This is a genomic window from Butyrivibrio sp. WCD2001, assembly GCF_000424485.1.
Lineage (GTDB): Bacteria > Bacillota > Clostridia > Lachnospirales > Lachnospiraceae > Butyrivibrio.
In genome coordinates, this window is sequence record NZ_KE384200.1 from 269692 (window position 1) to 294379 (window position 24688).

22 protein-coding genes are annotated in these 24688 nt (G+C 44.2%); 20 read left to right on the plus strand and 2 right to left on the minus strand.

The window, feature by feature from the left end; genetic code table 11:
• The first annotated feature begins 1 nt into the window (after position 1).
• From G630_RS0119085 to lgt, 11 genes are all read left to right on the plus strand, one after another.
• Positions 2-1435, plus strand: a complete 1434-nt coding sequence (locus tag G630_RS0119085) for an MBOAT family O-acyltransferase (RefSeq protein WP_026499488.1) — start codon at positions 2-4, stop codon at positions 1433-1435.
• A gap of 24 nt (positions 1436-1459) precedes the next feature.
• Complete coding sequence (locus G630_RS0119090; RefSeq protein ID WP_026499489.1) at positions 1460-2491, plus strand: hypothetical protein; 1032 nt, start codon at positions 1460-1462, stop codon at positions 2489-2491.
• Positions 2492-2582: 91 nt separating this feature from the next.
• Positions 2583-4382 (plus strand): hypothetical protein, encoded by a 1800-nt coding sequence (locus G630_RS0119095; protein WP_026499490.1) that lies wholly within the window; start codon positions 2583-2585, stop codon positions 4380-4382.
• Entirely contained in the window at positions 4379-4840 is a 462-nt protein-coding gene (locus G630_RS0119100) for a hypothetical protein (RefSeq protein ID WP_022762752.1), read from the plus strand. Before G630_RS0119095 ends, G630_RS0119100 begins: the two co-directional genes overlap by 4 nt.
• A gap of 66 nt (positions 4841-4906) precedes the next feature.
• Positions 4907-5542 carry an endonuclease III domain-containing protein gene (locus G630_RS0119105; RefSeq protein WP_026499491.1) on the plus strand — a complete coding sequence of 212 codons (636 nt, stop codon included), beginning with the start codon at positions 4907-4909 and terminating at the stop codon, positions 5540-5542.
• A gap of 11 nt (positions 5543-5553) precedes the next feature.
• Positions 5554-6381: a putative ABC transporter permease gene (locus G630_RS22975; RefSeq protein ID WP_049946317.1), complete on the plus strand. Its 828-nt coding sequence runs from the start codon at positions 5554-5556 to the stop codon at positions 6379-6381.
• A 14-nt stretch (positions 6382-6395) separates the two neighbouring features.
• On the plus strand, positions 6396-7682 hold the full coding sequence (locus G630_RS0119115) for a M18 family aminopeptidase (RefSeq protein WP_026499492.1): 1287 nt from the start codon (positions 6396-6398) through the stop codon (positions 7680-7682).
• A complete protein-coding gene (locus G630_RS0119120) occupies positions 7682-8974 on the plus strand; it encodes an SseB family protein (RefSeq protein ID WP_022762756.1) in 1293 nt (430 codons plus the stop codon). The genes G630_RS0119115 and G630_RS0119120 overlap by 1 nt, the downstream gene beginning before the upstream one ends.
• A gap of 82 nt (positions 8975-9056) precedes the next feature.
• Positions 9057-9944 (plus strand): chemotaxis protein CheX, encoded by an 888-nt coding sequence (locus G630_RS0119125; protein ID WP_026499493.1) that lies wholly within the window; start codon positions 9057-9059, stop codon positions 9942-9944.
• A 22-nt stretch (positions 9945-9966) separates the two neighbouring features.
• Entirely contained in the window at positions 9967-10329 is a 363-nt protein-coding gene (locus tag G630_RS0119130; RefSeq protein WP_022762758.1) for a response regulator, read from the plus strand.
• Positions 10330-10361: 32 nt separating this feature from the next.
• Positions 10362-11114: a prolipoprotein diacylglyceryl transferase gene (lgt, locus tag G630_RS0119135; RefSeq protein WP_026499494.1), complete on the plus strand. Its 753-nt coding sequence runs from the start codon at positions 10362-10364 to the stop codon at positions 11112-11114.
• Between the two features lies 1 nt (position 11115).
• On the opposite strand, the gene ymfI is transcribed toward lgt, so the two are convergent.
• Entirely contained in the window at positions 11116-11862 is a 747-nt protein-coding gene (gene ymfI, locus G630_RS0119140; RefSeq protein ID WP_022762760.1) for an elongation factor P 5-aminopentanone reductase, read from the minus strand.
• A gap of 135 nt (positions 11863-11997) precedes the next feature.
• Here ymfI and trxB point away from each other — a divergent pair, with 135 nt between their 5' ends.
• The 3 genes from trxB to G630_RS0119155 all read left to right on the plus strand — a co-directional run bounded on the left by trxB (position 11998) and on the right by G630_RS0119155 (position 16860).
• Complete coding sequence (gene trxB, locus G630_RS0119145) at positions 11998-12933, plus strand: thioredoxin-disulfide reductase (protein WP_022762761.1); 936 nt, start codon at positions 11998-12000, stop codon at positions 12931-12933.
• 312 nt (positions 12934-13245) lie between these two features.
• Positions 13246-14565 (plus strand): C40 family peptidase, encoded by a 1320-nt coding sequence (locus tag G630_RS0119150; RefSeq protein ID WP_026499495.1) that lies wholly within the window; start codon positions 13246-13248, stop codon positions 14563-14565.
• Positions 14566-14814: 249 nt separating this feature from the next.
• Positions 14815-16860 carry an alpha-glucuronidase gene (locus G630_RS0119155; RefSeq protein ID WP_044959916.1) on the plus strand — a complete coding sequence of 682 codons (2046 nt, stop codon included), beginning with the start codon at positions 14815-14817 and terminating at the stop codon, positions 16858-16860.
• 43 nt (positions 16861-16903) lie between these two features.
• On the opposite strand, the gene hpf is transcribed toward G630_RS0119155, so the two are convergent.
• Positions 16904-17434, minus strand: coding sequence for a ribosome hibernation-promoting factor, HPF/YfiA family (gene hpf, locus G630_RS0119160; protein WP_022762764.1), 531 nt, complete (start codon positions 17432-17434; stop codon positions 16904-16906).
• 503 nt (positions 17435-17937) lie between these two features.
• On the opposite strand from hpf, the gene G630_RS0119165 reads away from it, so the two are divergent.
• The 6 genes from G630_RS0119165 (at position 17938) to G630_RS0119190 (ending at position 24149) form a co-directional block, all read left to right on the plus strand.
• Entirely contained in the window at positions 17938-19116 is a 1179-nt protein-coding gene (locus tag G630_RS0119165; protein WP_022762765.1) for an acetyl-CoA C-acetyltransferase, read from the plus strand.
• Between the two features lie 128 nt (positions 19117-19244).
• Entirely contained in the window at positions 19245-20039 is a 795-nt protein-coding gene (locus G630_RS0119170) for an enoyl-CoA hydratase-related protein (RefSeq protein WP_022762766.1), read from the plus strand.
• Between the two features lie 19 nt (positions 20040-20058).
• On the plus strand, positions 20059-20934 hold the full coding sequence (locus G630_RS0119175) for a 3-hydroxyacyl-CoA dehydrogenase family protein (RefSeq protein ID WP_022762767.1): 876 nt from the start codon (positions 20059-20061) through the stop codon (positions 20932-20934).
• Positions 20935-21049: 115 nt separating this feature from the next.
• Complete coding sequence (locus G630_RS0119180) at positions 21050-22210, plus strand: acyl-CoA dehydrogenase (RefSeq protein ID WP_022762768.1); 1161 nt, start codon at positions 21050-21052, stop codon at positions 22208-22210.
• Between the two features lie 54 nt (positions 22211-22264).
• The gene (locus G630_RS0119185) at positions 22265-23056 is read left to right on the plus strand and encodes an electron transfer flavoprotein subunit beta/FixA family protein (RefSeq protein WP_022762769.1); all 792 of its coding nucleotides are present in this window, start codon (positions 22265-22267) and stop codon (positions 23054-23056) included.
• Between the two features lie 46 nt (positions 23057-23102).
• Positions 23103-24149: an electron transfer flavoprotein subunit alpha/FixB family protein gene (locus G630_RS0119190; RefSeq protein WP_022762770.1), complete on the plus strand. Its 1047-nt coding sequence runs from the start codon at positions 23103-23105 to the stop codon at positions 24147-24149.
• The last annotated feature ends 539 nt before the right edge of the window (positions 24150-24688 follow it).

Consider the following 24688-nt stretch of genomic DNA (forward strand, 5'->3'; position numbering starts at 1 on the left):
AATGACATTCGAGTTTACAACACTTGTGTTTTTGGTGGGCACGCTGGTGCTCTTTTATCTGGCGCCTCCGAAACTAAGGCCGCCGGTGCTTGCACTGGTAAGTCTTTTTTATGTGGCACACCTCAGCAGATTTGCTGCGATGGTGCTGCTTGTAACTTCAGCATTTGTCTATGTTTTAGGCGCTATAATCCATAAAAAAAGAGAAGAAAACAGAAGGCTTGCAAAGGCGCTCACAGTAGTGGGAGCGCTTGTTTGCGTGCTTTCTCTGTCTGCTTTTAAGCTTGGCGATCTGCTTAGTTCAAGAGAAAAGCTCCCCGGAAGTCTTTCGTGGATGCTGCTGCCTCTTGGATTTTCTTATTATATTTTCCAATCTATCAGTTTCATAGTTGATGTAAATAAGGGAAAGGTGGAACATTTTCCGAATCCCATAGATTTTATAGTTTATCAGTCGCTTTACATGAAGTTTATCAGCGGTCCCATAGAGAGGGCTGAGGACTTCTTTGCGCAAAAAGAGAAGGCTGTGACCGGTAAATTTTTAAATGAGATGAACATTACCGGGGCTTTTTCATACATTCTTTACGGCTTTTGTTTAAAGCTGCTTCTTGCAAACAGATTTGCAAAATATACAGATATACTTATCGGAAATCCCGATTTTCATTCCAGAGGCGCGCTGATTGCGGGAAGCCTCATGTACACTTTGCAGATATATACAGATTTTGCAGGGTATTCCTCAATCGCAATCGGCTTTGCGAAACTCTTTGGAATTAAGCTGACACAGAATTTCAAGGCGCCTTACACGGCAAAGAGCATGTCGGATTTTTGGCGAAGATGGCATATCTCGCTCAGTAACTGGCTTAAGGATTACATCTATATTCCGCTTGGCGGAAATAGGAAGGGCGTTTTCAGAAAGCACTTAAATACAGTCATAGTATTTCTGGTATGCGGCCTCTGGCACGGGAACGGTCTGAACTTTGTGGCCTGGGGACTTGCGCACGGCTTCCTTTCAGTTGTTGATGATATACTTGCAAGACTCCATGTGTGGGATGCAAAGCTTATGCAGATCGTTAGAAGAGTGCTGACCTTCTGCAGTGTATCACTTGCGTGGGTGCTGTTTGGCTCGGGAAGCCTTAGCAGTGCGCTTCGCTACATAAAGTACATGTTCCTCGGAACAGAGATAGATTATTCGTGGGCAAAGGAGATGGAACTCCTTGAGATGAGCAGTTACCAGCTTTGGATAATGCTCATTGCAATAGTTGTCCTGATTGTGATGGATGTATATTCAAGTGTTAAGGAAAAAGACCTTCCGGAGCTGATAACCGAGAAGGCACTTCCTGTAAGACTTTTAGTGTTCTATGTTCTTCTGGTGCTTCTTCTTGTCTACGGAGTTTACGGCCCGAAGGAACAGGTAATCGGCTTTATGTACATGGATTTCTAAGCAGAACTTCCTTAAGGAGTTTTTATGAAAAAAATAATAACCTATGCAGCATTCTGCATCCTTTTTATCATAACCATGATAGGACTGGACAGGCTGCTTTCCGAAAAATCCATACACGGAATAGATCAGGCGAGGAGTTTTTATGCTCAGCCAAAGGATTCCATAGATGTGCTGATGCTTGGCTCAAGCCATATTCACTGCGACGTCAACACAGCGCTTTTGTGGGAAAAATATGGGATGGCCGCTTACGATTACAGCGCAGCAGAGCAGACTATGTGGCAGACCTATTACTACTTTAAGGAAGCTTTGAAAACTCAGAAGCCCAAGGTAGCTGTGATGGATTTTTACTCAGTCAGCCGCTATAAGGATGACTATCAGTACGATTTTTTATATGAAAATCTCCAGGGATTAAAGCCTTCGATAAATAAGCTCGCTCTCTTTGTGAGTAGCTGCGCGGTGGGGAGAATGGACGATTATTATCCGGACTTTTTCACCTATCATGGACGGTACGAGGATCTGACAAAGCAGGATTTTGACTACCTGCTCGGAAAAGAAAACCTTGCAAGCTTTAAGGGCTACACTCCCTACTGCGCGGTAAAGCCGCAGGTTCGACCTGTTCTTGAAGAGGTAGAGGCGCCGGGACTTACGGATAAGCAGAAAAAATATCTGGAGAAAATAATAAGCCTTGCAAAGAAAAACGATATTACCATGCTTTTCATAGTTGCTCCGTATATCATCGATGAAAAGGATTTGCAGACCTATGAGGAAATCGGTGAGATCGCAGAGCAAAACGGAATCGAGTTTCTTGACATGAATTATTCCTATGACGAGATAGGACTTGATTTTGATAAGGATTTCAACGACTATTCGCATCTTAACTATGAGGGCAGTTGTAAGTTTACGGAATATTTTGCCAGAGAACTGCTTGGCAGATATGGCGACAAGATAGCTGATCACAGAGGTGACAAGCGCTATGAGTCCTGGGATGAGAGTGTTAAGATGACCGAGGAAATGCGCCTGGAGGCTATTGAGAAAAATCGCGAGAAAAAAGAATGAAAGAAGCCCTTGAGGTTGCTTTTAGGGCTAAAAACCTTTAAAATTAAAGTGTTTTAGTATTTGTTTTTTTCTTTATGCAGAGGGTTACGTTTTGAAGGGGATTTTTTTCAAAAAGATTTGTAACACGGTAGTTGCTGTCAGCGTTATGGCGGCTGCCATAAATGTGAACATGGCGGATTCTTTATCCGTATGTGCACAGGAGGTGTCATCAGGGGATTCCTTTGAGATATCCGATAATTTTGCGACACTGTCCGAGAAGCCTGACGGAGCATCCGAAGACACCGGTGAAGAGGCTGCGGAATTATTTATAGTTCCCGAGCCCACACCGCTTTCCGAGACAGGTGAGAATGTGTCTTCTCTTACGGTGCAGGGTACACCTGATGCTACGTTTGTTTATGACGGAGCGGAGCATACCGTTACTGTGAGCCTTGCCGGATCGGCGAGTGACGATCAGGGCAATACCTACACCATAGAAGGCGCGGGCGGAGCAGCAACCGTTACGGTTACAGCTAAAAATGTGAAGGACAATAGCTTTGCAATTACTGACCTCACAGGAATTACCGTTACTACGAACGGGGCCACAGTGGTCACTCCTTCATCACTTACGGTTAATGCCGCTGTCATTACTAAGAAGGACGTCACGCTAAGGTCCATGAATCTTTTGAAAACCTATGACGGAAAGCCTTTGGAAAACGGCGAAACACCTCTTGCTGAGGAGACCGGATGGGCTGACGGAGAAGGTGCTTATTACTCCTTTACAGGCAGCAGGACTGCAATAGGAACCGGAATAAATGAGTTCACCATAACTCCAAAAGACGGAACTGATTTTGATAACTACAATATCACCAGAGTATTCGGAGATATTTCAGTTGTAGAGAGGACTGAAGATCAGAAGTACATAATTACCGTTGAGGCCGGCAGCAGCACTGTGAAGTACAACGGCAGTCAGCAGAGCGTATCAGGGTATGTCCTTGAAGGCAGAAGCAGTTCCGATTTTCAGGTAAACGGGACAGGAGATCCGTCCCAGGTTCTTACTGTTACTATAGGTGATTCGACTTTTAATGTAACAGGAATTGCAGCATCCGCTGCAGGCAAGAACGCCGGAGAGTATTCAGTGGATATCACCGGTTCACCTGTTGTAAGGGATGCGGAAGGCAGTGATGTAACAAGCCAGTTCCGATTCGAGTTTAAGCCCGGAAAGCTCACCATAGAGAAAAGGTATGTGGTACTTACTTCTGCAAGTGCAAAGAAAAAGTACAATAATAAGACGTTAAAGAAGCACAAGGTTACTGTATCGGGTGACGGTTTTGCAGAGGGCGAAGGCGCAACCTATGAGTTTACCGGTAAGCAGAAGGAAATAGGCGAGAGTTACAACTACTTTACTTATAAGCTTAATGACGGCACACTTGCCGAGAATTATGACATAGAAAAGGTTCCCGGAGTTCTGAAGGTTAAAAAGCCCGATGATGTGGCTATAAACGAGGAACCTAATTATTACGATGACGATGATAACGACAGTACTTCTTCCGAAGATACAAGTAGTTCGGGGGAGGCGCAGAATACTGCAAGTAATGCACAGAGCGCTTCTGCAAGTGGACAGAGTGCATCAGGCGAGCAGGCCGGGGCAAATATAAATCCTGCTGAAGCTGCTCCCGCGGATACCGCTAATGCGGGTGTGAACGACCCGAATGTTCTCGGAGCTAAGAGAGGCTCGGTAACTGTCGATATCGCCAATCCCACAAATACCGGGAATAAGAAGAACGTTCTTGGAGCAAGAAGAGGTGCCACGGACGACAGCACCGGTATGGAAAGTCATATAATAGTATTTGCAGCTGCGGTTGTACTGATGGCAGCTCTAAAAATAAAAAGGGACAAGAGACTTAAAAAATGACTGATTCAGAATCACGTATTTATGGAAAAAATTTAATCTGTGTATGTGTCAATGAGGCATCCGAGAGAGATATAAACGGAGTTCTATGGACACCCTACGAGGAGGAACCGCTCACCTTTAACAGCGGCTATGAGATGATCATGCTGATGGACAGGCTCTATGATAACTGGGATTTCCCTCAGCGCACGACCTCCTACAGAACCTTCGGACAGAAGGATAAGACGAGGGATTATCACAATCCCAATTCTATAAGGAAGAGAGAGCCGATAAGAAGCCTTAAGACCTACAGAGGTGAGAAGGCAACATTCCTTGTACAGGTGAAATTCAGACAGAACAGTTCCTGGCAGGGGCAGGTACTTTGGTCTGAGAAGAAAAAGACTGTACATTTCAGAAGTACGCTCGAGCTGCTTAAACTTATGAACAGCGCACTTGAGCAGGGCAATTTATCAGAAGAGTAATGAAAAAAGTCCGGGAGGCTGTTGCTTTTCGGACTTTCTTATGCATACCCTTTTAGCAGGTTTGATATGAATAAAAAACAGTTGGCACTTGAGGTCATAGAGAGACTGAAAAAAGAATATCCCGATGCGGACTGCACCCTTGATTACAGCGAAGCCTGGCAGCTTCTTGTGAGCGTAAGGCTTGCTGCGCAGTGTACAGATGCCAGAGTCGATCAGACTACACCTCTTTTATATGCAAAATTCCCGACAGTGGAGGCTCTTGCAGCTGCACAGCCGGAGGAGATAGAAGAGATAGTTCGTCCCTGCGGACTCGGCAAGTCCAAGGCAAGGGATATCAGTGCGTGTATGAAGGTTCTGCACGAGAAGTATAACGACAACGTGCCGGACAATATGGAGGAGCTTCTTGCACTTCCCGGAGTAGGCAGAAAGAGTGCTAACCTTGTGCTCGGGGATGTTTTTGGAAAACCGGCGATTGTCACGGATACTCATTGCATAAGGCTTTCCAATATGATAGGCCTCGTGAATGACATAAAGGATCCTGCCAAGGTTGAGAAAGAACTGTGGAAAATCGTACCTCCCGAAGAGGGCAACAGCCTTTGCCACAGATTTGTTTGGCACGGAAGGGCAGTCTGCATTGCCAGAAGACCGCAGTGTACATCCTGTTGTCTTAAGGATATCTGTAAATACGGAAAAAAGATTTAGGAGCATGATTTATGCTGATAAGTAAGCTATTTATTGAGTTTATGATATACAGCTTCGTTGGATGGATATATGAGTGTATCTACTGCACAGTCAAGGAAGGACACTGGAGAAACAGAGGGTTTCTCTTTGGACCCTTGTGTCCGATTTATGGTACAGGTGCTGTGGCGTGTGAAGTGGTATTCGGGTATCTTCCCTTTTTCAGAGGAATACCCTACAACATGATTCCTCTCTGGAAAATATTCGTGATCTGTGCACTTGGAAGTGTCGTGCTTGAATACAGCACCTCATATTTTCTCGAGAAGAGATTCCACGCAGTCTGGTGGGAATACAATGATATTCCGCTCAACATCAACGGACGTGTATGCGTTCCGGCGACCTTGGGCTTTGGAGTAGCAGGAATACTTGTTACAAGATTTGTTCTTCCGTTTTCGGAAAACATAAAGGCTATGATTCATCCATTTGTTGCAGAGATTGTGGCGCTTTTACTTATGGCTTATCTCGCGGCGGACCTTGTGCTTACAGTTTCGAGTTTGATACATCTTTTGGATATCGTAGAAGGCGCTATGGCTCAGTTTGATGATAAGATGGAGGGTGTCTATATGACTGCGGCATCAACTCCTGCCAAGGCCAAGGAAGCAATATCTACGGTTCCGCAAAGAGCGATGGAAGCTATTTCCACAGCGGCAGAATCGTTGGACTTCAGACAAAAGTATCTGCTTAACAATATTAAGAATTTCAGGTTCAAGAGACCGGTACTTCGCGGCGGAAAGAGCCTCAATACAGAAAAAATGTCAGAGTTCTATAAAGGACTTCAGGATAGAATAAGAACAGGAAAATAAGAAGGTAGTAAGTTATGAAAAAAACAGTAAAAGGATTGACGGATTTTATTAAGAAAAGTCCCACCGCTTTTCATGCGGTAGCAGAGCTTAAGGAGAGACTTCTCTCAGACGGTTTTACTGAGCTGTCCGAGAATGAAAAGTGGAAGCTTAAAAAAGGCGGAAAATATTTTGTGACAAGAAGCGAATCTTCCATTATTTCATTCAAACTTCCAAAGAGCGATTACAAGGGCTTTTACATGATCGCAAGTCACAGCGATTCACCCTCCTTCAAAATCAAGGAGAATCCCGAGATCGATGCAGTCGGAGCTTATGTCACTCTCAATGTTGAAAAGTATGGCGGAATGCTCTGTGCACCCTGGTTTGACAGACCGCTCTCCGTTGCGGGACGAGTTATGGTAAGAAAATCAGCAGGTTCCATAGGCGTGGAATCAAAGCTTGTGAATGTTGATAAGGATCTTGTGATGCTTCCTTCACTTGCAATTCACATGGACAGAGAAGCGAACGATGGTCACAAATTCAACGCTCAAAAGGATATGCTCCCGATTTTCGGAGATGAAAAGAGTAAGGATAAGTTCATGTCTGTTATTGCAAAGGCAGCAGGCGTTAAGGAGAAGGATATCGTATCGCACGACCTTTTCCTCTATAACAGGGTAGAACCCAGTGTCTGGGGAGCTTCCGAAGAGTATGTATCAGCCGGAAGACTTGATGATCTTGAGTGCTGTTATGGTTCTTTTGAAGGATTTATGAGCGCTGAGAACAAAAAGAATGTTATAATGCATGTTGTATTTGATAACGAGGAGGTTGGAAGCACCACAAGACAAGGTGCAGCTTCCACATTCCTTAAGGATACTCTTGAAAGGATAAATGACAGCTTTTCAAAGACAAGAGAGGATTATCTTGTTTCTATAGCAAACAGCTTCATGGTATCTGCGGACAACGCGCATGCGGTTCATCCCAATTATGCGGAGAAAGCGGATCCGGTCAACAGACCTCAGATGAACAAGGGCATCGTAATTAAGTACAATGCAAATCAGAAGTATACAACGGATGCGGTATCCGGAGCTATCTGCAAGATGGTTTGCGAAAAGGCAAAGGTTCCTTATCAGACCTTTACCAACAGATCCGATGTGGCAGGAGGTTCAACTCTCGGCAATATTTCGGGTACACAGGTTGCGGTCAGAACAGTGGACATAGGTATGGCGCAGCTAGCTATGCATTCTCCCTATGAGACGGCAGGCGTACTTGATGTGGATTACCTCATTGGATTTTCAAGGACATTTTTTGAGAACGGAGATTTTTAATGGGCATTTTTAATTTTTTAGGTGGTAAGAAGAATAAAGAAGAGGAAGAGGCACTCTTAGAGCAGCAGGAAGCTGAGAGAAAAGAGCAGGCGATTTCAGAGCTTAAGGAAAAGCATAAGGAGCTCGGATGGCCTACTCCCGGAAAGCTCAATCCCGTAAAGACAGAGGGAATGGAAGAGGTTTCCTTCGAGGATCCTCTTACCGATGAGCGAAAGGATGAGATCGGAGAGCTTGTATATGAAGAGAATTTAAACCCCGAGACCATAAAGTTCTTCTCTCTTCAGGAGCTTTTATTCCTTCTGACTGTGCAGGAGAAATTCAATAAGGTTGCTCCTCTTCCGGGCTACGAGGCAAATCACAGGAAAGTTTACAACGAGATACTCGGAAGAGTCCGCGATGCGAGAACTCTGTATGTTCTTTTTGATAAGACTACAGGCTATCCCTTCATTGATCACGGTTACATAAACATCTATTCAAGTGAAGAGTACGCTGAGGAAGCTGTAAAAGTATTCGCAAAGCAGTTCAGACAGCTAGCCGTTCGTCCCTGCAAGGCAGACAATGAAGCCGAGTCAGCCAGCGAGAGAAGAACCTTCTTCGATTATCTGTACTATCTCGGAATCGAGAATTTTATCGTGGATAACGGCTATTACAGAGCACACTTTAAGAGAAACGAGATTGTTGCAGCACCCGATGACTGGGGCGGAAACGGTGACAAATCACCCAAGAACCCTGCGCTTGTATTTGCGATCCTTGATTTCCTCGGAGAGGCGAGATGGCCCGTTAAGTATGAAAAGAGAGAAGAAGTACTTAAGGCCAAGGAGATGCGCATGGCTACAGCAGCGCAGGCTGCTAAGTACATTGTTCCCATGCAGCATGAGGGACCTGTCGAGGTGCTTGATGACGGAAGATTCAAGTTTACAGCAGATACTAAGATTCGTTTCCCTGAGATCAAGAGTACTGATGAAAAGCACTTCCTTCCGGTTTTCACTGACGGAATCGAGTTTTCAAAGATGTTCAGAAACACCGAATACAGAGGAGCTGTATTTGGGTTTGCAGATATTCTCAAGTTTGTAGGAGATAAGGCCGGAGTTATTATCAATCCCGCCGGCGAGAAGATAATGATCCCGAGAGAGAGAATGCTTGCGCTTCACCTTGTGGGCCAGGCTGCAGAAGCTAAGAAGGGCGGCAGTAAGCCCGCAAAGAAAAAGCTTTCCGAGACAGAGGCAGCTATCCAGTCTGCTATGAGCGGAAAGGGAATAGCTTCGAAAAACACTGACGAAGAGCAAGACTAATATGTACCTTGAAGGTACGAATTGTGGTATCATGTATATAACTTAATTTTGCTTGATTCTTTACAGAACATGGAGGGGTGTTATGTTTGATCGAATCATGGGAAAATATCTGCTTGAGAAGGGCAGACTTACCAAAGAGCAGTTGTCTGCAGTTTACCAGATTCATGAGTCAAAGCGAGCAAAGCTCGGGGTTATAGCAGTAAGTGAGAAGCTTATGACTGTTGCTCAGGCTGAGGAGATTAACGCTCTTCAGGCGACAATGGATAAACGTTTCGGCGATCTTGCGGTGGAGAGAGGTTATCTGACCGAGATGCAGCTTGGATATCTTCTTTCTCTTCAGGGCAACGAGTTTCTTACCTTCACGTCGGCGCTTGTGGAGAAAGGACATATGACGCTTGAGGATGTTGATGCTATTTTGAAAGAGTATCAGCAGGAAAAGCAGATGTCGGATGAACAGATGACAGCGCTTAAGAATTGTGATGTCGATTTCATTGTACCGATTTTCACAGGTACGGATGATGCCGAATATAATGATATTTTCAGATATGGAATAAAGAATATCTACAGGCTTGTGGATGCTCATCTTGCAATAGATAATGCATATACTGCCGGGAATGTTAAGGGTGAGTGCATTGCTTACCAGGTATTCTCCGGCGATATCAGTGCTACGGTGGCGCTTATCGGGAAAAATGAGGAACTTCAGAAAATGGCGAAGGGCTATACCAAGGAGGAATTCATTGAGACCGAGGAAGATGCGCTTGATGCAATGTGTGAGCTGATCAATTGTATAAATGGTTTGTATGCTACCGACAGAAGTAAAAAGGGCAAGAAGATTGATCTTGATCCGCCTTACTTTATAACAAAGTTTGGTGAGATTGCGGGAGACCAGTTCAGAGTTATGCCGGTTTACTGCTGCGGTGCACAGGGACTTCTTGTTGTTGCGTTAGGCGGTAATGTTACTGTTAAGTAATGTTTTATAGAGGAGAGGGGCTATGGCAAACATTCTTATAGTTGATGATTCCAGAACATCCAGACGTGTTTTAAAGGATATGCTTGAGAGAAACGGGCATGTTGTTGTTGCTGAAGCTACGAATGGGCAGGAAGGGTTTAACGACTACGGCAAATACAATCCCGACATTGTTACGATGGATATTACCATGCCGGTTATGGATGGTATTGAGGGCTTGAAGCTGATCCACAAGTCATACCCGGATGCAAAGGTTGTTATGATTACTGCCGCAGGGCAGAATGAAAAGGTCAAAGAGTCGCTGGAGAATGGCGCGATTGAGTTTATCACCAAACCTCTTGATGAGGATAAGGTGATAGCAGCGATTGATAAAGTGATGAAAAAATAATTGCTTTAGATCAATACCGGAAATGAGGAATTATGTTTAATGATATTAAGATAGGTCCTGTTACATTACACATGTACGGCCTTATGATAGCTGTAGGATTTCTTGCAGCGCTCATGATAGTACTGAAAAGGGGAAAAAAGAAGGGCCTGTCTGAAGATACAATTTATGGTATTTTCTACTGCGCAATTATCGGAGGCCTGCTTGGATGCAGGCTTCTGTTTTATATTGTGGAATTCCCGAATATACTCAAAAATCCTTCTATACTATGGGATTTTGCAAACGGCTATGTCGTATACGGAGGAATAATCGGAGGAATCCTAACCAGCCTTATCTATGTGAAAACAAGGCACGAGGAATTCTTAAGATACTTTGATGTGGTAATGCCGGCTGTTGCGATTGCACAGGGCTTTGGAAGAATCGGATGCTTCTGCGCTGGCTGCTGCTATGGCGCAGAGACCACAAGTCCGTTTCATGTAGTGTTTACACACTCGGACTTTGCACCCAACGGAGTACAGCTGATTCCTACACAGCTTATGTCCTCCGCCGGCGATTTCCTTATAGGTCTTTTCCTTATATGGTATTCCGGCAAGACTGATGTAAAGGGAAGAACGGCATCGATGTACCTTATCCTTTACGGTGTCGGAAGATTTATCATCGAATTTTTCCGCGCAGATTACAGAGGAAGTCTTGGAGTATTTTCAACCTCCCAGATTATCTCCTTCGTAATCGTTGCGATTGGAGCAGGCATGTACGCCCTCGCTCCCAAACTGGAGATGCGGTTTTAAATTAAATCCATCCCCCATCAATAGTAATAACTTGTCCCGTCATATACTTTGGCGCAGTAGCAAGGTTAACCGCAAGTTCAGCGACTTCTTCCGGTTTCCCGAGCCTGTCCGCAGGTATCTCCGAGGCAAGATCCATAAGCTCCTCCTCTGACAGATGGGAGGAATTCATCTCGGTATCAATTACTCCGCAGGAGATTGCATTTACCGGAATATTGCTGGGAGCAAGCTCCTTGGCAAGTGCTTTTGTGAAGGAATTGACGCCTCCCTTAGAGGCTGAATACGCAACTTCGCAGGAAGCACCGACATTTCCCCATACGGAAGAAATATTTATTATGCGACCTTCGCCGCTCTGCAGCATGTGCGGAACGGCGTTTTTACATATATAAAATACAGAATCAAGATTGGTACCTATGATATCGTGCCACTCATCCGAGGTCATATCGGTCAGAAGACCATACCAGGCAATCCCTGCATTGTTAACAACAATCTGAGGGAAGCCGATCTTCATGGTATTCATTTTTTCAAACATTAAGCTTACGCTTTTTTCATCCGAGACATCACAGCAAAATGTTTCCGCGATGATCCCGCATGTCGAAGCAAGAGAATCGGCGAAAGCGGTAAGTGAATCTATATTGTTTTTACAGCAAAGGAAGAGATTATAGCCCTCTTTTGCGAAAGCTTCGGCTATGGCTTTTCCTATTCCTCTTGAAGCACCTGTGATAAGCACAGTACCTTTATTTGAATGCATGGCAGTCTCCTAAAATCATTTTTTTATATAATAACACAAAAAGGTATTTACAAATTTAGGAGATGGTATTATTATTTGGATAAACAAAAGATTGTACACAATGTAATTGCAAAATATTTATAGGAGGCTTTTAACATGAAAGATCTTATTATCATAGGTTCGGGCCCGGCAGGCCTTTCAGCAGCAGTTTATGCAAAGAGAGCAGGACTTGATACTCTTGTTATTGAAAAAGATCCCGTATCGGGCGGACAGATTTTAATTACATATGAAGTAGATAATTACCTGGGACTTCCCGGAATCAACGGTTTTGATATGGGAATGAAGTTCCGCGAGCATGCCGATAAGCTCGGAGTTGAGTTCGCTGAAGGATGTGTTTCTTCTATATTAATGGAAAAAGAAGGCACCGATACCCAGGCACCTGTTTTCAAAGTTGTTACGGATCTCGGTGAATATGAAACAAAGTCTGTAATTCTTGCAACAGGAGCTTCTCATAATAAGCTTGGTATCAAGGGAGAAGAGGAGTTCACCGGAAGAGGCGTATCTTATTGCGCAACCTGCGATGGCGCATTTTTCAGAAATAAGGTAGCTGTTGTTAATGGCGGCGGAGATGTTGCGGTTGAGGATGCTATTTTCCTGGCAAGAGGCTGCAGCAAGGTTTATCTGGTGCACAGAAGAGATGAGCTTAGGGCTGCCAAGATCCTTCAGGATGAGCTTCTGGCACTTCCCAATGTTGAAGTTATTTGGGACAGCGTTATCGAAGAAGTTAAGGGAGACAACAAAGTTACTGCGGTTTCCGTTAAGAATGTTAAGACAGGTGAAACACAGGATGTTGCCACTGATGCATTATTTGTTGCAATCGGTATCCATCCGCTTACAGAGAGCTTCAGCGGCCTCTGCGATATGGATGAGAGCGGATATATAATTGCCGATGAGAGCGGTGCTACTTCAACACCCGGTATTTTTGTGGCAGGCGACTCCAGGAAGAAGCGCCTTCGCCAGATTGTTACCGCTGTTGCAGACGGTGCAAATGCCGTTACATCGGTTCAGGATTTCTTTGTGGGTAAAAAGTGAGGAAAATATTATTTGGGAAAAGTTTTCCAAGCCGCTAGTTTATTACCTAAAAAGGAAACTGATTCGGTCAATTTACAATTTCTTGTATCTGGAAAAAAATTATCCACAATATATTGAAATTCCCGCAAGCCGCATGGATACTGGGCTTGCGGGCGTTTTAAATTGAGTTAATAGATTCGTCAATTTGAAAAATGGCTTATTTAAGCCTTGCAATTTTACGCGAAAATGTTTAAGAAAGGTTGACAAATCGAACGAGACAGAGTATATTGTTAAAAGATGTAACAAATTTGTAACAAATTTTGGAGGTTTGTTTTGCGAAAGACTAGAATGCAGCTTATAGCGATGGGGGTCGCTGCAGCCGTAACAGTTGGAGGAACTGGTATGAATGCTAGCGCTTCGTCATCTAAGGTGACAAATGTACTGCCTTCCGCAGGAATAAGCTATGCGCTTACAGGAGATTCAGTATCTCTCTCTAATCTCGCTGATGAGAATTCGGATGAAGCAGCAGAGCCCGATATTCAGGAATCTGCTGTTACTATAACAGAAACTACTCCTCTTGCATCAACTTTGCAGGAGAATATCCTTAATGATATTCAGAAGGCTACAGGTGCCACAATTCCCGCAGAGGAGCCCGGAACAGGTACAGAGGACAACTCTGAGGAAGAGATGACAGCTGAGGAGAAGGAAGAGGAGCGTTTTAAGTCCCTCGTAATTGCTAACGTTAATGATTATGTTAATGTTCGTGATAACCCGAGCGAAGAAGATGGCGAGATCATTGGTAAACTTTACGATGATTCCGTTGGTACTTTTATTGAAGAAGTAGACGGCTGGTACAAGATTAAGTCCGGTCGTGTTGAAGGATATGTTAAAGCTGAGTACTGTGTAACAGGTGAAGACGCTGTTGAACTTGCTAAGGAAGTTGGTAAGCGAATCGCTACAGTTACAACTACTACTCTTAAAGTTAGAAGTGGCCCCAGCACTGATGATGAAGTGCTTGGTCTTGTTCCTATCGAGGACGAACTTGTTGTAACCGAAGAGCTTGATGGCTGGGTTAAGGTCAGCATCGAGGAAGGTGAAGGTTATGTATCAATGGATTATGTAGAGCTTTCTACAGAGTTCGTTGAGGCTGAGTCCAAGGAAGAAGAGGAAGCTCGTCTTAAGAAGGAAGAGGAGGCTCGTAAGGCTGCTCTTGCTCAGGCTAAGAAGAATACTAAGAGTTCTTCATCCAATGATGGCGGAAGCTCTAAGAGCTACAATTCAGCTGCAAGCTACACAACACAGTCAAGTTCAATCGGATCTGCAGTTGCATCTTATGCACAGCAGTTCGTTGGTAATCCGTATGTATATGGTGGAACCAGTCTTACAAACGGTGCAGACTGCTCAGGTTTCGTTATGAGTGTATATGCTAACTTCGGCGTTAGCCTTCCTCACTCAAGTGGTGCGGACAGAAGTGTCGGCGCAGCAGTTGATGGTCTTGGAAATGCACAGCCCGGTGATATTGTATGTTACTCAGGTCACGTAGGTATCTACATTGGTGGCGGACAGATCGTACATGCTTCATCAGCTAAGACAGGTATCAAGATTTCAAACGCAAGCTACAGACAGGTTCTTTCAGTAAGAAGAATCTTCTAAAACATAAAAACAGAATTTCAAATACCGGTGGAATCATCCACCGGTATTTTTTTGCCTTCCCTTTCCTTTGGGGCACACGACACAAAGGAAAAAGCTTTGGCAGTAACGGCTCCGCAAAAATAGATACCGACAAAGCAATAAATGAGTTGAAGGATATACGAGCTATTGTTATATACTATAGTGAGCGATGAAAGGATAGTACCTTTTGTATCGCAATATCTTTTGAGTTTGGAAAGGAATGTGGTTTCTATGTGGGCACAATGCTGGCTTGATTATAAAGAAGATAAAGACCGGGTGGCCGGTTTTGATAAATATTTCGAAGGAGTGTATCTGCCATCTGAGACTGATGCGGCAGCTGCTTTTGAAGAGATAAAAAGAGCTGCGGATATCTGGTTTGGAAAAGCAGTAAAAACTTCAGAAGAAGAGTCTGCGGGTATTGTTCTTAAGATTATTTCCGCAGATGAATTCCTTGGTTATGTGGAAAACGAGGGCACAGAACTTCAGAAAAAGAGTGCGGAAGATTCTGATATTTTAAGAGATTCTTATAGAATATCAAGAAGTGAGGATAAACTCGTCATAGAGGCTACAGCGAGAGAAGGACTTATCTTTGGTGCTTTTCGTCTGCTGGAGCTTATTAGACTTGGGAAGATAGATGAAGGAAGGCGCGTTACAGAGGTCCCGTCCAACCCCATCCGAATGCTTGATCACTGGGATAATATGGATGGCTCCATTGAGAGAGGATACTCAGGCAATTCATTTTTCTATGAAAAAAATGAGATCATAATAGATGACAGGACAAGAGACTATGCCCGTCTTCTTGCATCAATGGGTATAAATGCCGTTGCGATCAATAACGTTAATGTTAAGGATGCTGCTACTGAGCTCATCGGAGACAGATATATTGCGAAGGTTAAGGAGCTTTCGGATCTCTTTAATTCTTACGGCGTAAAGATGTATGTGTGTATCAATTTTGCAAGCCCTATAGATACTCCTATAGGCTCAGCTGATCCCTTAAAGCCCGAGGTTCAGGAGTGGTGGAACAAGAAGGCTAAGGAAGTGTATGAGAAGGCTCCTACGCTTGGTGGATTCCTTGTTAAAGCTGATTCTGAGGGCAGACCCGGTCCCATGACCTATGGAAGAACTCAGGCCGACGGTGCTAACATGCTCGCGAAGGCTTTGGCTCCCTTTGGTGCTACGGTCATCTGGAGATGCTTTGTTTACAACTGCCAGCAGGACTGGAGAGATCTGACTGTAGATCGTGCCAAGGCAGGGTATGACTACTTTAGTCAATTGGATGGCGGTTTCGCTGATAACGTCATTTTGCAGATAAAAAACGGACCGATGGATTTCCAGGTAAGAGAACCTGTATCTCCACTTTTCGGCGGGTTATCAAAGACACGCCAGATGCTGGAGGTTCAGATTGCACAGGAGTACACCGGCCATCAGATAGATCTGTGTTATCTTATGCCCTGGTTCAAGGAGATACTCTCTTTTGATACATACCTTCCTGATGTGAAAGACTCCACTGTTGCGGGCATAATAAGCGGAAGAGCGGATAAGGCGCTTCGCGGCGGAATGGTAGCCGTAACAAATACGGGTAATGATGAGAACTGGACAGGAAATGATCTTGCAGCAGCAAACTTGTACGGCTTCGGACGCCTTGCATGGAATACGGAGCTTTCAGCTGAGGAGATTGTGGCAGAGTGGACAGCCCTTACTTATCCTATGCTTAAGGATGAAGACAAGAAGGTTATCTGCGAGCTTGAACTTGGCTCCTGGAGAACTTATGAGAATTATACATCGCCTCTTGGCATCGGCTGGATGGTAACACCTCATGACCATTACGGTCCCAGTGTCGAAGGTTATGAATATGACAGATGGGGAACCTATCACCGTGCAGACTGGCAGGGAATAGGCGTAGAGCGTGGACCTGAGGGTACCGGCTATGCACTTCAGTACAGATCTCCCAACAAGGAGAATTTCTCTAAGCCGGAGACTACCCCCGAAGAACTCTTGCTGTTTTTCCATAAGACACCCTATAAACACGTCTTAAAGTCAGGAAAAACGGTTATTCAGCATATCTACGATACACACTTTGAGGGCTACGAAGAAGCTCTTGCAATGCAGAAAAAGTGGCAGAGTCTTGAAGGTAAAGTGCCTGCACGCGTTTTTGATAATGTATCCGAGAGATTTGAGAGACAGGTCAGAAATGCACGTGAATGGTGCGACATCGTGAACAGTTACTTCTTCCGCAGATGCGGAATCCCTGATGAGAAGGGAAGAAAAATATACTAAAATCAAAAATCCCCCGGCTTTGCCGGGGGATTTATAAGTTTTCTCAAACTTCTGGCTCGATTAAGCCATATGTATTTCCTTTTCTCTTATAGACTACATTCGGCTGGTCTGTCTCAGCGTTTATGAATACGAAGAAGCTGTGTCCGAGAAGCTCCATCTGAATAGCTGCGTCCTCAACGTACATGGGCTTAAGATCAAACTTCTTTACACGCTCGATTCTGATTTCCTCATCATCGAAATCATCATTTTCAATGTATTCCTTCTTGAAATTACTGATCTCAGTCTGATGCTTGTTAACGAGTTTGCTTCTGTATTTTTTTAGCTGACGTTCTATGATCTCCTCCACAAGATCTATTGAAACGTACATGTCGTTACTGACTTGCTCGGATCTGATGATCTTACCCTTAACGGGAATGGTAACTTCGATCTTATGGCGATCCTTGTCAGCGGTTAATGTTACATTGATGTTGGTTTCCGGGGTGAAGTACTTTTCAAGCTTTCCGATTTTTTCCTCCACGGCGGATCTCAGTCCGGGTGTTACATCGATGTTTTTTCCAATAATAGTGAATTTCATGCGATCATCCCCTTTGCAGTGTATTATGGGTTAGAATTCTGTCAGACAAAATCCTAAATTTTATAAACAAATTATAGCATTCTTACAATCGAATGTGCAATTTAATAAAAGATAGTTTACAAATCTTTAATTTTTGTGGATGTCGCACAAAAAATATGTTCGCTTCAAAATTGTGTAAACCTGATTTTTAATGTGGATAAATGTGGATGGTGTGGATAACTCCGTGTATAAGTCGAAAAATAGGCATTTCTATTTCAAAAATTGTGGATAACTTTTTAAGACTTTCTTAAATTTAATCCAATATTTTATATTGACTTTTAGATTTATGGGCAAATAGAACATCTTAACAAAAAATTTACAAAAAAAGAGTGTATTGTCTGTCCTTTTCCTTGCATAGAAAATCGCATGCATGCTATAATATATTCGTTGTGACAAAAAAATAACAAGCAACAAAAAATACAATTAAATGCGGACAAAATAGTCCCGAAACGGAGGTATCATCTATGGCACAGAAGGTAGTATTAGCAGGTGCTTGCAGAACTGCAATCGGTAAAATGGGCGGCGCCCTTTCAAACACACCGGCTGCAGATCTTGGTTCAATTGTTATTAAGGAAGCTCTTAACAGAGCAGGAGTTAAACCGGAGCAGGTTGACGAGGTACTTATGGGATGTGTTATCCAGGCTGGTCTTGGCCAGAACGTAGCTCGCCAGGCTTCAATCAAGGCAGGTCTTCCTGTTGAGGTACCGGCTGTTACTATCAATGTTGTTTGCGGTTCAGGTCTTAACTGCGTAAACATGGCAGCTGAGAAGATTTTATCAGGTGATGCTGATATCGTTGTTGCAGGTGGTATGGAGAACATGTCAATGGCTCCTTTCGCACTTGACAAGGCTCGTTTCGGTTATCGTATGAATAACGGCGTATTAAAGGATTGCATGGTAAATGATGCTCTTTGGGATGCATTCAATGATTACCACATGATCCAGACTGCTGATAACGTAGCAGAGCAGTGGAAGCTTACAAGAGAAGAGCTCGATGAGTTCGCACTTAACAGCCAGCAGAAGACTGAGGCAGCTCAGAAGGCAGGCAAGTTCAAGGATGAGATCGTTCCTGTAGAAGTTAAGGTTAAGAAGGACACAGTTGTATTTGATACAGATGAAGGCCCTCGTCCGGGATCTACAATGGAAGGTCTTGCAAAGCTTCGTCCTATCAACAAGGATGGCGTTACAACAGCAGGTAATGCTTCAGGTATCAACGACGGCGCAGCAGCTATCGTTGTTATGAGCGAAGAGAAGGCTAAGGAGCTCGGCGTTAAGCCTATGGCTACTTGGGTAGCAGGAGCTCTTGGCGGTGTTGATCCTTCTATCATGGGTGTTGGCCCTGTAGCAGCTACAAAGAAGGTTCTTGCTCGCACAGGTCTTACAATTGATGATATCGATATTTATGAGGCAAACGAGGCTTTCGCAGCTCAGTCTGTAGCTGTTGGAAAGGATCTTAATTTTGACCTTTCAAAGCTTAACGTCAACGGTGGTGCAATTGCACTCGGACACCCTGTTGGAGCATCAGGATGCCGTATTCTTGTTACTCTTCTTCATGAGATGCAGAGATCTGACAAGAAGCGTGGTCTTGCTACTCTTTGCATCGGTGGCGGCATGGGTTGTGCAACTATCGTTGAGAGAGACTAATTAAATGCTAAAAGGAAACGGATTTTTCCGTTTCCTTTTTATACGAAAAAAGAATTTACGGTATTTAGGCAGGCTTAAGGTTCTGCTGATATACCTAAATTATAGAAACGAACAAGGAGGCAAAGAAAATGGGATTTGTAAATGTTGAAGTTAAGGACAAAATCGCTGTTCTTACAATCAACCGTCCTGAAGCACTCAATGCTCTTAACAGCCAGGTTCTTGATGACCTTAATGCTGCTCTTGATAGCATTGATGTGAACACAGTAAGAGCTCTCGTTCTTACAGGTGCAGGCGAAAAGTCATTTGTAGCAGGTGCTGACATCGGCGAGATGAGCACTCTTACAAAGGCAGAAGGTGAAGCATTCGGTAAGAAAGGAAATGATGTTTTCAGAAAGCTGGAGACATTCCCCATTCCTACAATCGCAGCAGTTAACGGCTTTGCTCTTGGTGGCGGCTGCGAGATTTCAATGAGCTGTGATATTCGTATCTGCTCAGACAACGCTATGTTTGGTCAGCCCGAGGTTGGTCTTGGAATCACTCCCGGATTCGGCGGCACACAGAGACTTGCTCGTCTCATCGGTGCAGGTATGGCTAAGCAGCTTATCTATACAGCACGCAACATCAAGGCTGACGAGGCATACAGAATCGGTCTTGTAAATGCAGTTTATACACAGGAAGAGCTTCTTCCTGCAGCTGAGAAGATGGCAAACACAATTGCAGCACAGGCTCCTATCGCAGTTCGTGCATGCAAGAAGGCTATCAACGATGGACTTCAGCTTGATATCGATAAGGCAATTGAGCTCGAGGAGAAGATCTTCGGCGATTGCTTCGAGACAGAAGATCAGCGTGAAGGTATGGCTAACTTCCTTCGCAAGAAGGACGACCCGAAGAAGGTTAAAGTGGTTGATTTCCAGAATAAATAACTTTTAGGAGGATATATAAATGAAAGTAGCAGTAATTGGCGCAGGTACAATGGGAGCAGGTATTGCTCAGACATTTGCACAGGCAGACACAGTAGATAAGGTTTATCTTTGTGACATTAAGACAGAGTTCGCTGAGGGCGGCTTTGCTAAGATTAAGAAGAGCATCGACAAGATGGTATCTAAGGGAAAGATCGATCAGGCTAAGGCTGATGCTATCATCGGCAAGATCCAGACAGGTCTTAACGACATCTGCACAGACGCTGATCTCGTAGTTGAGGCAGCTCTTGAGGTTATGGATATCAAGAAGAACCTCTTCAAGGAACTTGAGGAGAACATCGTAAAGAATCCTGATTGCATTTTTGCATCTAACACATCATCTCTTTCAATCACAGAGATCGGTGCAGGACTTCCGAAGCCCGTTATCGGCATGCACTTCTTCAATCCCGCTCCTGTTATGAAGCTGGTTGAGGTTATCCAGGGTGCTAACACACCTGAGTCTGACGTTGAGAAGATCAAGAAAATCTCTGAGGATCTTGGCAAGACTCCCGTTCAGGTTAACGAGGCAGCTGGTTTCGTAGTAAACCGTATCCTTGTTCCTATGATCAACGAAGGTATCTTCGTATATTCAGAAGGCGTTTCCGATATCCAGGGCGTAGACACAGCTATGAAGCTTGGCTGCAACCATCCTATGGGACCCCTTGAACTCGGTGACTACATCGGACTTGATATAGTTCTTGCAATCATGGACGTTCTCTACAAGGAGACAGGTGATTCCAAGTATCGTGCTTGCCCTCTTCTTCGTAAGATGGTTCGTGGTAAGAAGCTTGGTGTTAAGACTGGTATCGGTTTCTACGATTACAGCGACGGCGGTAAGGTTCCCACTGATAAAAAGTAAAAGTAATCACTAGGCGCCGTCCTTTGGCGCCTAGTGTAATACTTTGTTCTGGCGAAGGGCTTTGCCCTGAGAGCAGAACTTCCTTAGACAACAATTCATTTAGGAGGATATTTTCATGGATTTTCAGTTAGATCAGCAACATGAAATGGCGAGAGCTCTTTTCAAAGAGTTTGCAGAAAAAGAAGTTAAGCCACACGCTATAGATGTGGATGAGACAGAGGTATTCCCTATGGAGACCGTTAAGAAGATGCAGAAGTACGGTTTCATGGGTATCCCGATTCCGAAGGAATACGGCGGACAGGGATGTGATCCTCTTACATACGCTATGTGCGTAGAGGAGCTTGCAAAGGTTTGCGGTACAACAGCAGTTATCGTTTCCGCACACACATCACTTTGCTGCGATCCTATCATGACATACGGTACAGAAGAGCAGAAGCAGAAGTACCTTGTTCCCCTTGCAAAGGGTGAGAAGCTCGGTGCTTTCGGTCTTACAGAGCCCATGGCTGGTACAGATGCTCAGGGCGTTCAGACCAAGGCTGTTCTTTCAGAAGACGGTAAAGAGTGGATCCTTGATGGTTCTAAGTGCTTCATCACAAACGGTGAGGTTGCTGACGTTTATATCATCATCGCTTACACAGATATCGTTGAGGATAAGAGAGGCAGAAAGACAAAGAAATTCTCAGCATTTATCGTTGAGAAGGGAACACCCGGGTTTACATTCGGTACTAAGGAAAACAAGATGGGTATCCGTGGATCATCCACATACGAGCTCATTTTCCAGGATTGCCACATTCCTGCTGAGAACCTTCTTGGCGCTAGAGGAAAGGGCTTCCCGATCGCTATGCACACACTTGACGGTGGACGTATCGGTATCGCTGCACAGGCTCTTGGTATTGCTGAGGGCGCTCTTGATCGTACAATTGAGTACGTTAAGGAGAGAAAGCAGTTTGGTCGTTCAATCGGTCAGTTCCAGAATACACAGTTCCAGCTTGCTAACATGGCTACACAGTGTGAAGCAGCTAAGATGCTTGTTTACGCAGCAGCAGATGCTAAGAAGAACAAGGATCGTTACTCTGTAGAAGCTGCTAAGGCTAAGCTTTTCGCTGCAGAGGTTGCTATGGATGTTACAACCAAGGCTGTTCAGCTTCACGGTGGTTATGGTTACATCAGAGAGTACGAAGTAGAGAGAATGATGCGTGATGCTAAGATCACAGAGATCTACGAGGGTACATCTGAGGTTCAGAGAATGGTTATCAGTGGAGCATTACTTTCCTAATATCCGGAACCATTCACAAAGGACTATTTACAATTTTTAATAAGGAGAAAACAAATGAAAGTTGTAGTTTGCATAAAGCAGGTGCCCGATACAAAGGGCGGGGTTAAGTTTAAACCCGATGGAACACTCGACAGAGGAGCAATGCTTGCAATCATGAACCCTGATGACAAAGCAGGTCTTGAGGCAGCTCTTCGTCTTAAGGATGAATATGGCGCAGAAGTTACTGTTGTAACCATGGGTCTTCCCAAGGCTGAGGCAGTTCTTCGTGAGGCTATGGCAATGGGTGCTGACAAGGCAGTTCTTGTTACAGACCGCGTACTTGGTGGTGCTGACACATGGGCAACATCTTCAACAATCGCAGGCGCACTCAGAAACCTTGAGTATGATCTCGTAATCACAGGCCGTCAGGCTATCGATGGAGATACAGCTCAGGTTGGACCTCAGATTTCTGAGCACCTTGGACTTCCTGTAATCTCTTACGCTGAGGAGATCAAGGTTGACGAGAAGGCAAAGACTGTTGTTGTTAAGCGTCAGTTCGAGGATCGTTATCACATGGTAGAGGCTAAGATGCCTTGCCTTATTACAGCTCTTGCAGAGCTTGGCGAGCCCAGATACATGACTCCCGGCGGAATCTTCGATGCTTTCGAGAAGGAAGTAACTGTTTGGGGAAGAGCAGATCTTAAGGATGTTGAGGATTCTAACCTCGGTCTTAAGGGATCACCTACTCAGATCGCTAAGGCTTCCGATAAGGTTAAGAAGGGTGCCGGCGAGAAGATCGTTGCTGATTCAGCTGATGAAGCAGTTGATTATCTGTTCGGAAAACTCGAAGAGAAGCACGTTATATAATACCTGCGTAATAGCAGCAAATTAGTTATAAAAAGGAGAACAAAACATGTCTTTAGAAGAATATAAGGGTGTATTTATATTTGCTCAGCAGGTAGACAATGAGCTTTCAGGCATTGCATTAGAGCTTCTGGGCAAAGCAAAAGATCTTGCTAATGATCTTGATGAGAAAAAAGTAACAGCAGTCCTTCTTGGTGACAAGGTAGGCAATCTTGTAGATACTCTTGCAGAGTACGGCGCTGACCGTGTAATCGTTGTTGACGATCCTGAACTTAAGGATTATCGTACAGAGCCTTACACACACGCACTTGCATCTGTAATTAACGAGTACAAGCCTGAGATCCTTCTTGTTGGTGCTACAGCAATCGGTCGTGACCTTGGTCCTCGCGTATCTTCACGTGTTCACACAGGTCTTACAGCTGACTGTACACAGCTTGATATCGGTGATTTCCCGCTTAACCCTGTAGAGGGTCAGGAGCAGAAGCATAAGCAGCTCCTCATGACTCGTCCTGCATTCGGTGGTAACACAATCGCTACTATCGCTTGCCCTGACTTCCGTCCTCAGATGGCTACAGTACGTCCCGGCGTTATGCAGAAGATTGCTCCTGTAAAGGGCGCTAAGGCTGAGGTTGTTGAGTACAATCCCGGATTTACAGAGAATGCATGCTATACAAAGATCCTTGAGATCGTTAAGGCAGTTTCAGAGGTTGAGGATATCCAGGAAGCTAAGATCCTTGTATCTGGCGGACGTGGAGTTGGAAGCCCTGAGAACTTCAAGATCCTTGAGGACCTTGCAAAGGTTCTTCACGGAACAGTATCTTGCTCACGTGCAGTTGTAGATTCAGGCTGGAAGCCGAAGGATCTTCAGGTAGGTCAGACAGGTAAGACTGTTCGTCCTAAGGTTTACTTCGCAATCGGTATCAGCGGAGCTATCCAGCACGTTGCAGGTATGGAAGAGTCAGATCTCATCATCGCTATCAACAAGGATGAGAACGCTCCTATCTTCGATGTAGCAGATTACGGAGTAGTAGGCGACCTTAACAAGATCGTTCCTGCACTTACAAAGAAGCTTGAGGCTGCACTCGCTGAAAAGTAATCACTTGGCGAGGGCTTTAGCCCGAGGGCAGAACTTTCATATTATATGACTTTAAGAGGGCTGTGGATATCATTATCCACAGCCCTTTATCATTTTGTCTGGATTTATGTGTGGGTATATTGGGATGTCTTTTGGCGTGGTGGCGGTAATTACCAGGATAGAAACTAAATGGCAGAAATCTGGGTATGGTTGTAAAAATATAATACCAAAATATATATGAAATAAGAGATATATTGGCTTAAGGGAAAGTTTATGTTACCAAGATGGAAGTAAAATGGGAGATATCTGGGTATTGTAGTTGAGATTTATTACCAAGAAAGATGGGAAATAAGAGATATCTTGGTCTATTGAGAGGTTTTTACTACCAAGATGTAAACAAAATGAAAGATATATAGGTTGAGATAGTAGGATTCTTCTTCAAGCTATATGTGGAACACAGTGATATGTATACAACACAGATACCAGATGTCGATGATCTCTGTGAAATAAAAGAAAAGTATAAAAACACAGAAGCAATTATCACATGAATCTGTGGAATA

What these genes read in the sequence shown, in the direction of transcription:
- G630_RS0119175 (WP_022762767.1), top strand. Translation starts at nt 20,059, where the DNA reads ATGAAAGTAGCAGTAATTGGCGCAGGTACAATGGGAGCAGGTATTGCT.
- G630_RS0119125 (WP_026499493.1), top strand. Translation starts at nt 9,057, where the DNA reads ATGTTTGATCGAATCATGGGAAAATATCTGCTTGAGAAGGGCAGACTT.
- G630_RS0119190 (WP_022762770.1), top strand. Translation starts at nt 23,103, where the DNA reads ATGTCTTTAGAAGAATATAAGGGTGTATTTATATTTGCTCAGCAGGTA.
- ymfI (WP_022762760.1), bottom strand. Translation starts at nt 11,862, where the DNA reads ATGCATTCAAATAAAGGTACTGTGCTTATCACAGGTGCTTCAAGAGGA.
- G630_RS22975 (WP_049946317.1), top strand. Translation starts at nt 5,554, where the DNA reads ATGCTGATAAGTAAGCTATTTATTGAGTTTATGATATACAGCTTCGTT.
- G630_RS0119120 (WP_022762756.1), top strand. Translation starts at nt 7,682, where the DNA reads ATGGGCATTTTTAATTTTTTAGGTGGTAAGAAGAATAAAGAAGAGGAA.
- G630_RS0119180 (WP_022762768.1), top strand. Translation starts at nt 21,050, where the DNA reads ATGGATTTTCAGTTAGATCAGCAACATGAAATGGCGAGAGCTCTTTTC.
- lgt (WP_026499494.1), top strand. Translation starts at nt 10,362, where the DNA reads ATGTTTAATGATATTAAGATAGGTCCTGTTACATTACACATGTACGGC.
- G630_RS0119115 (WP_026499492.1), top strand. Translation starts at nt 6,396, where the DNA reads ATGAAAAAAACAGTAAAAGGATTGACGGATTTTATTAAGAAAAGTCCC.
- G630_RS0119085 (WP_026499488.1), top strand. Translation starts at nt 2, where the DNA reads ATGACATTCGAGTTTACAACACTTGTGTTTTTGGTGGGCACGCTGGTG.
- G630_RS0119130 (WP_022762758.1), top strand. Translation starts at nt 9,967, where the DNA reads ATGGCAAACATTCTTATAGTTGATGATTCCAGAACATCCAGACGTGTT.
- G630_RS0119185 (WP_022762769.1), top strand. Translation starts at nt 22,265, where the DNA reads ATGAAAGTTGTAGTTTGCATAAAGCAGGTGCCCGATACAAAGGGCGGG.
- G630_RS0119155 (WP_044959916.1), top strand. Translation starts at nt 14,815, where the DNA reads ATGTGGGCACAATGCTGGCTTGATTATAAAGAAGATAAAGACCGGGTG.
- G630_RS0119090 (WP_026499489.1), top strand. Translation starts at nt 1,460, where the DNA reads ATGAAAAAAATAATAACCTATGCAGCATTCTGCATCCTTTTTATCATA.
- G630_RS0119165 (WP_022762765.1), top strand. Translation starts at nt 17,938, where the DNA reads ATGGCACAGAAGGTAGTATTAGCAGGTGCTTGCAGAACTGCAATCGGT.
- trxB (WP_022762761.1), top strand. Translation starts at nt 11,998, where the DNA reads ATGAAAGATCTTATTATCATAGGTTCGGGCCCGGCAGGCCTTTCAGCA.
- G630_RS0119105 (WP_026499491.1), top strand. Translation starts at nt 4,907, where the DNA reads ATGAATAAAAAACAGTTGGCACTTGAGGTCATAGAGAGACTGAAAAAA.
- G630_RS0119170 (WP_022762766.1), top strand. Translation starts at nt 19,245, where the DNA reads ATGGGATTTGTAAATGTTGAAGTTAAGGACAAAATCGCTGTTCTTACA.
- hpf (WP_022762764.1), bottom strand. Translation starts at nt 17,434, where the DNA reads ATGAAATTCACTATTATTGGAAAAAACATCGATGTAACACCCGGACTG.
- G630_RS0119100 (WP_022762752.1), top strand. Translation starts at nt 4,379, where the DNA reads ATGACTGATTCAGAATCACGTATTTATGGAAAAAATTTAATCTGTGTA.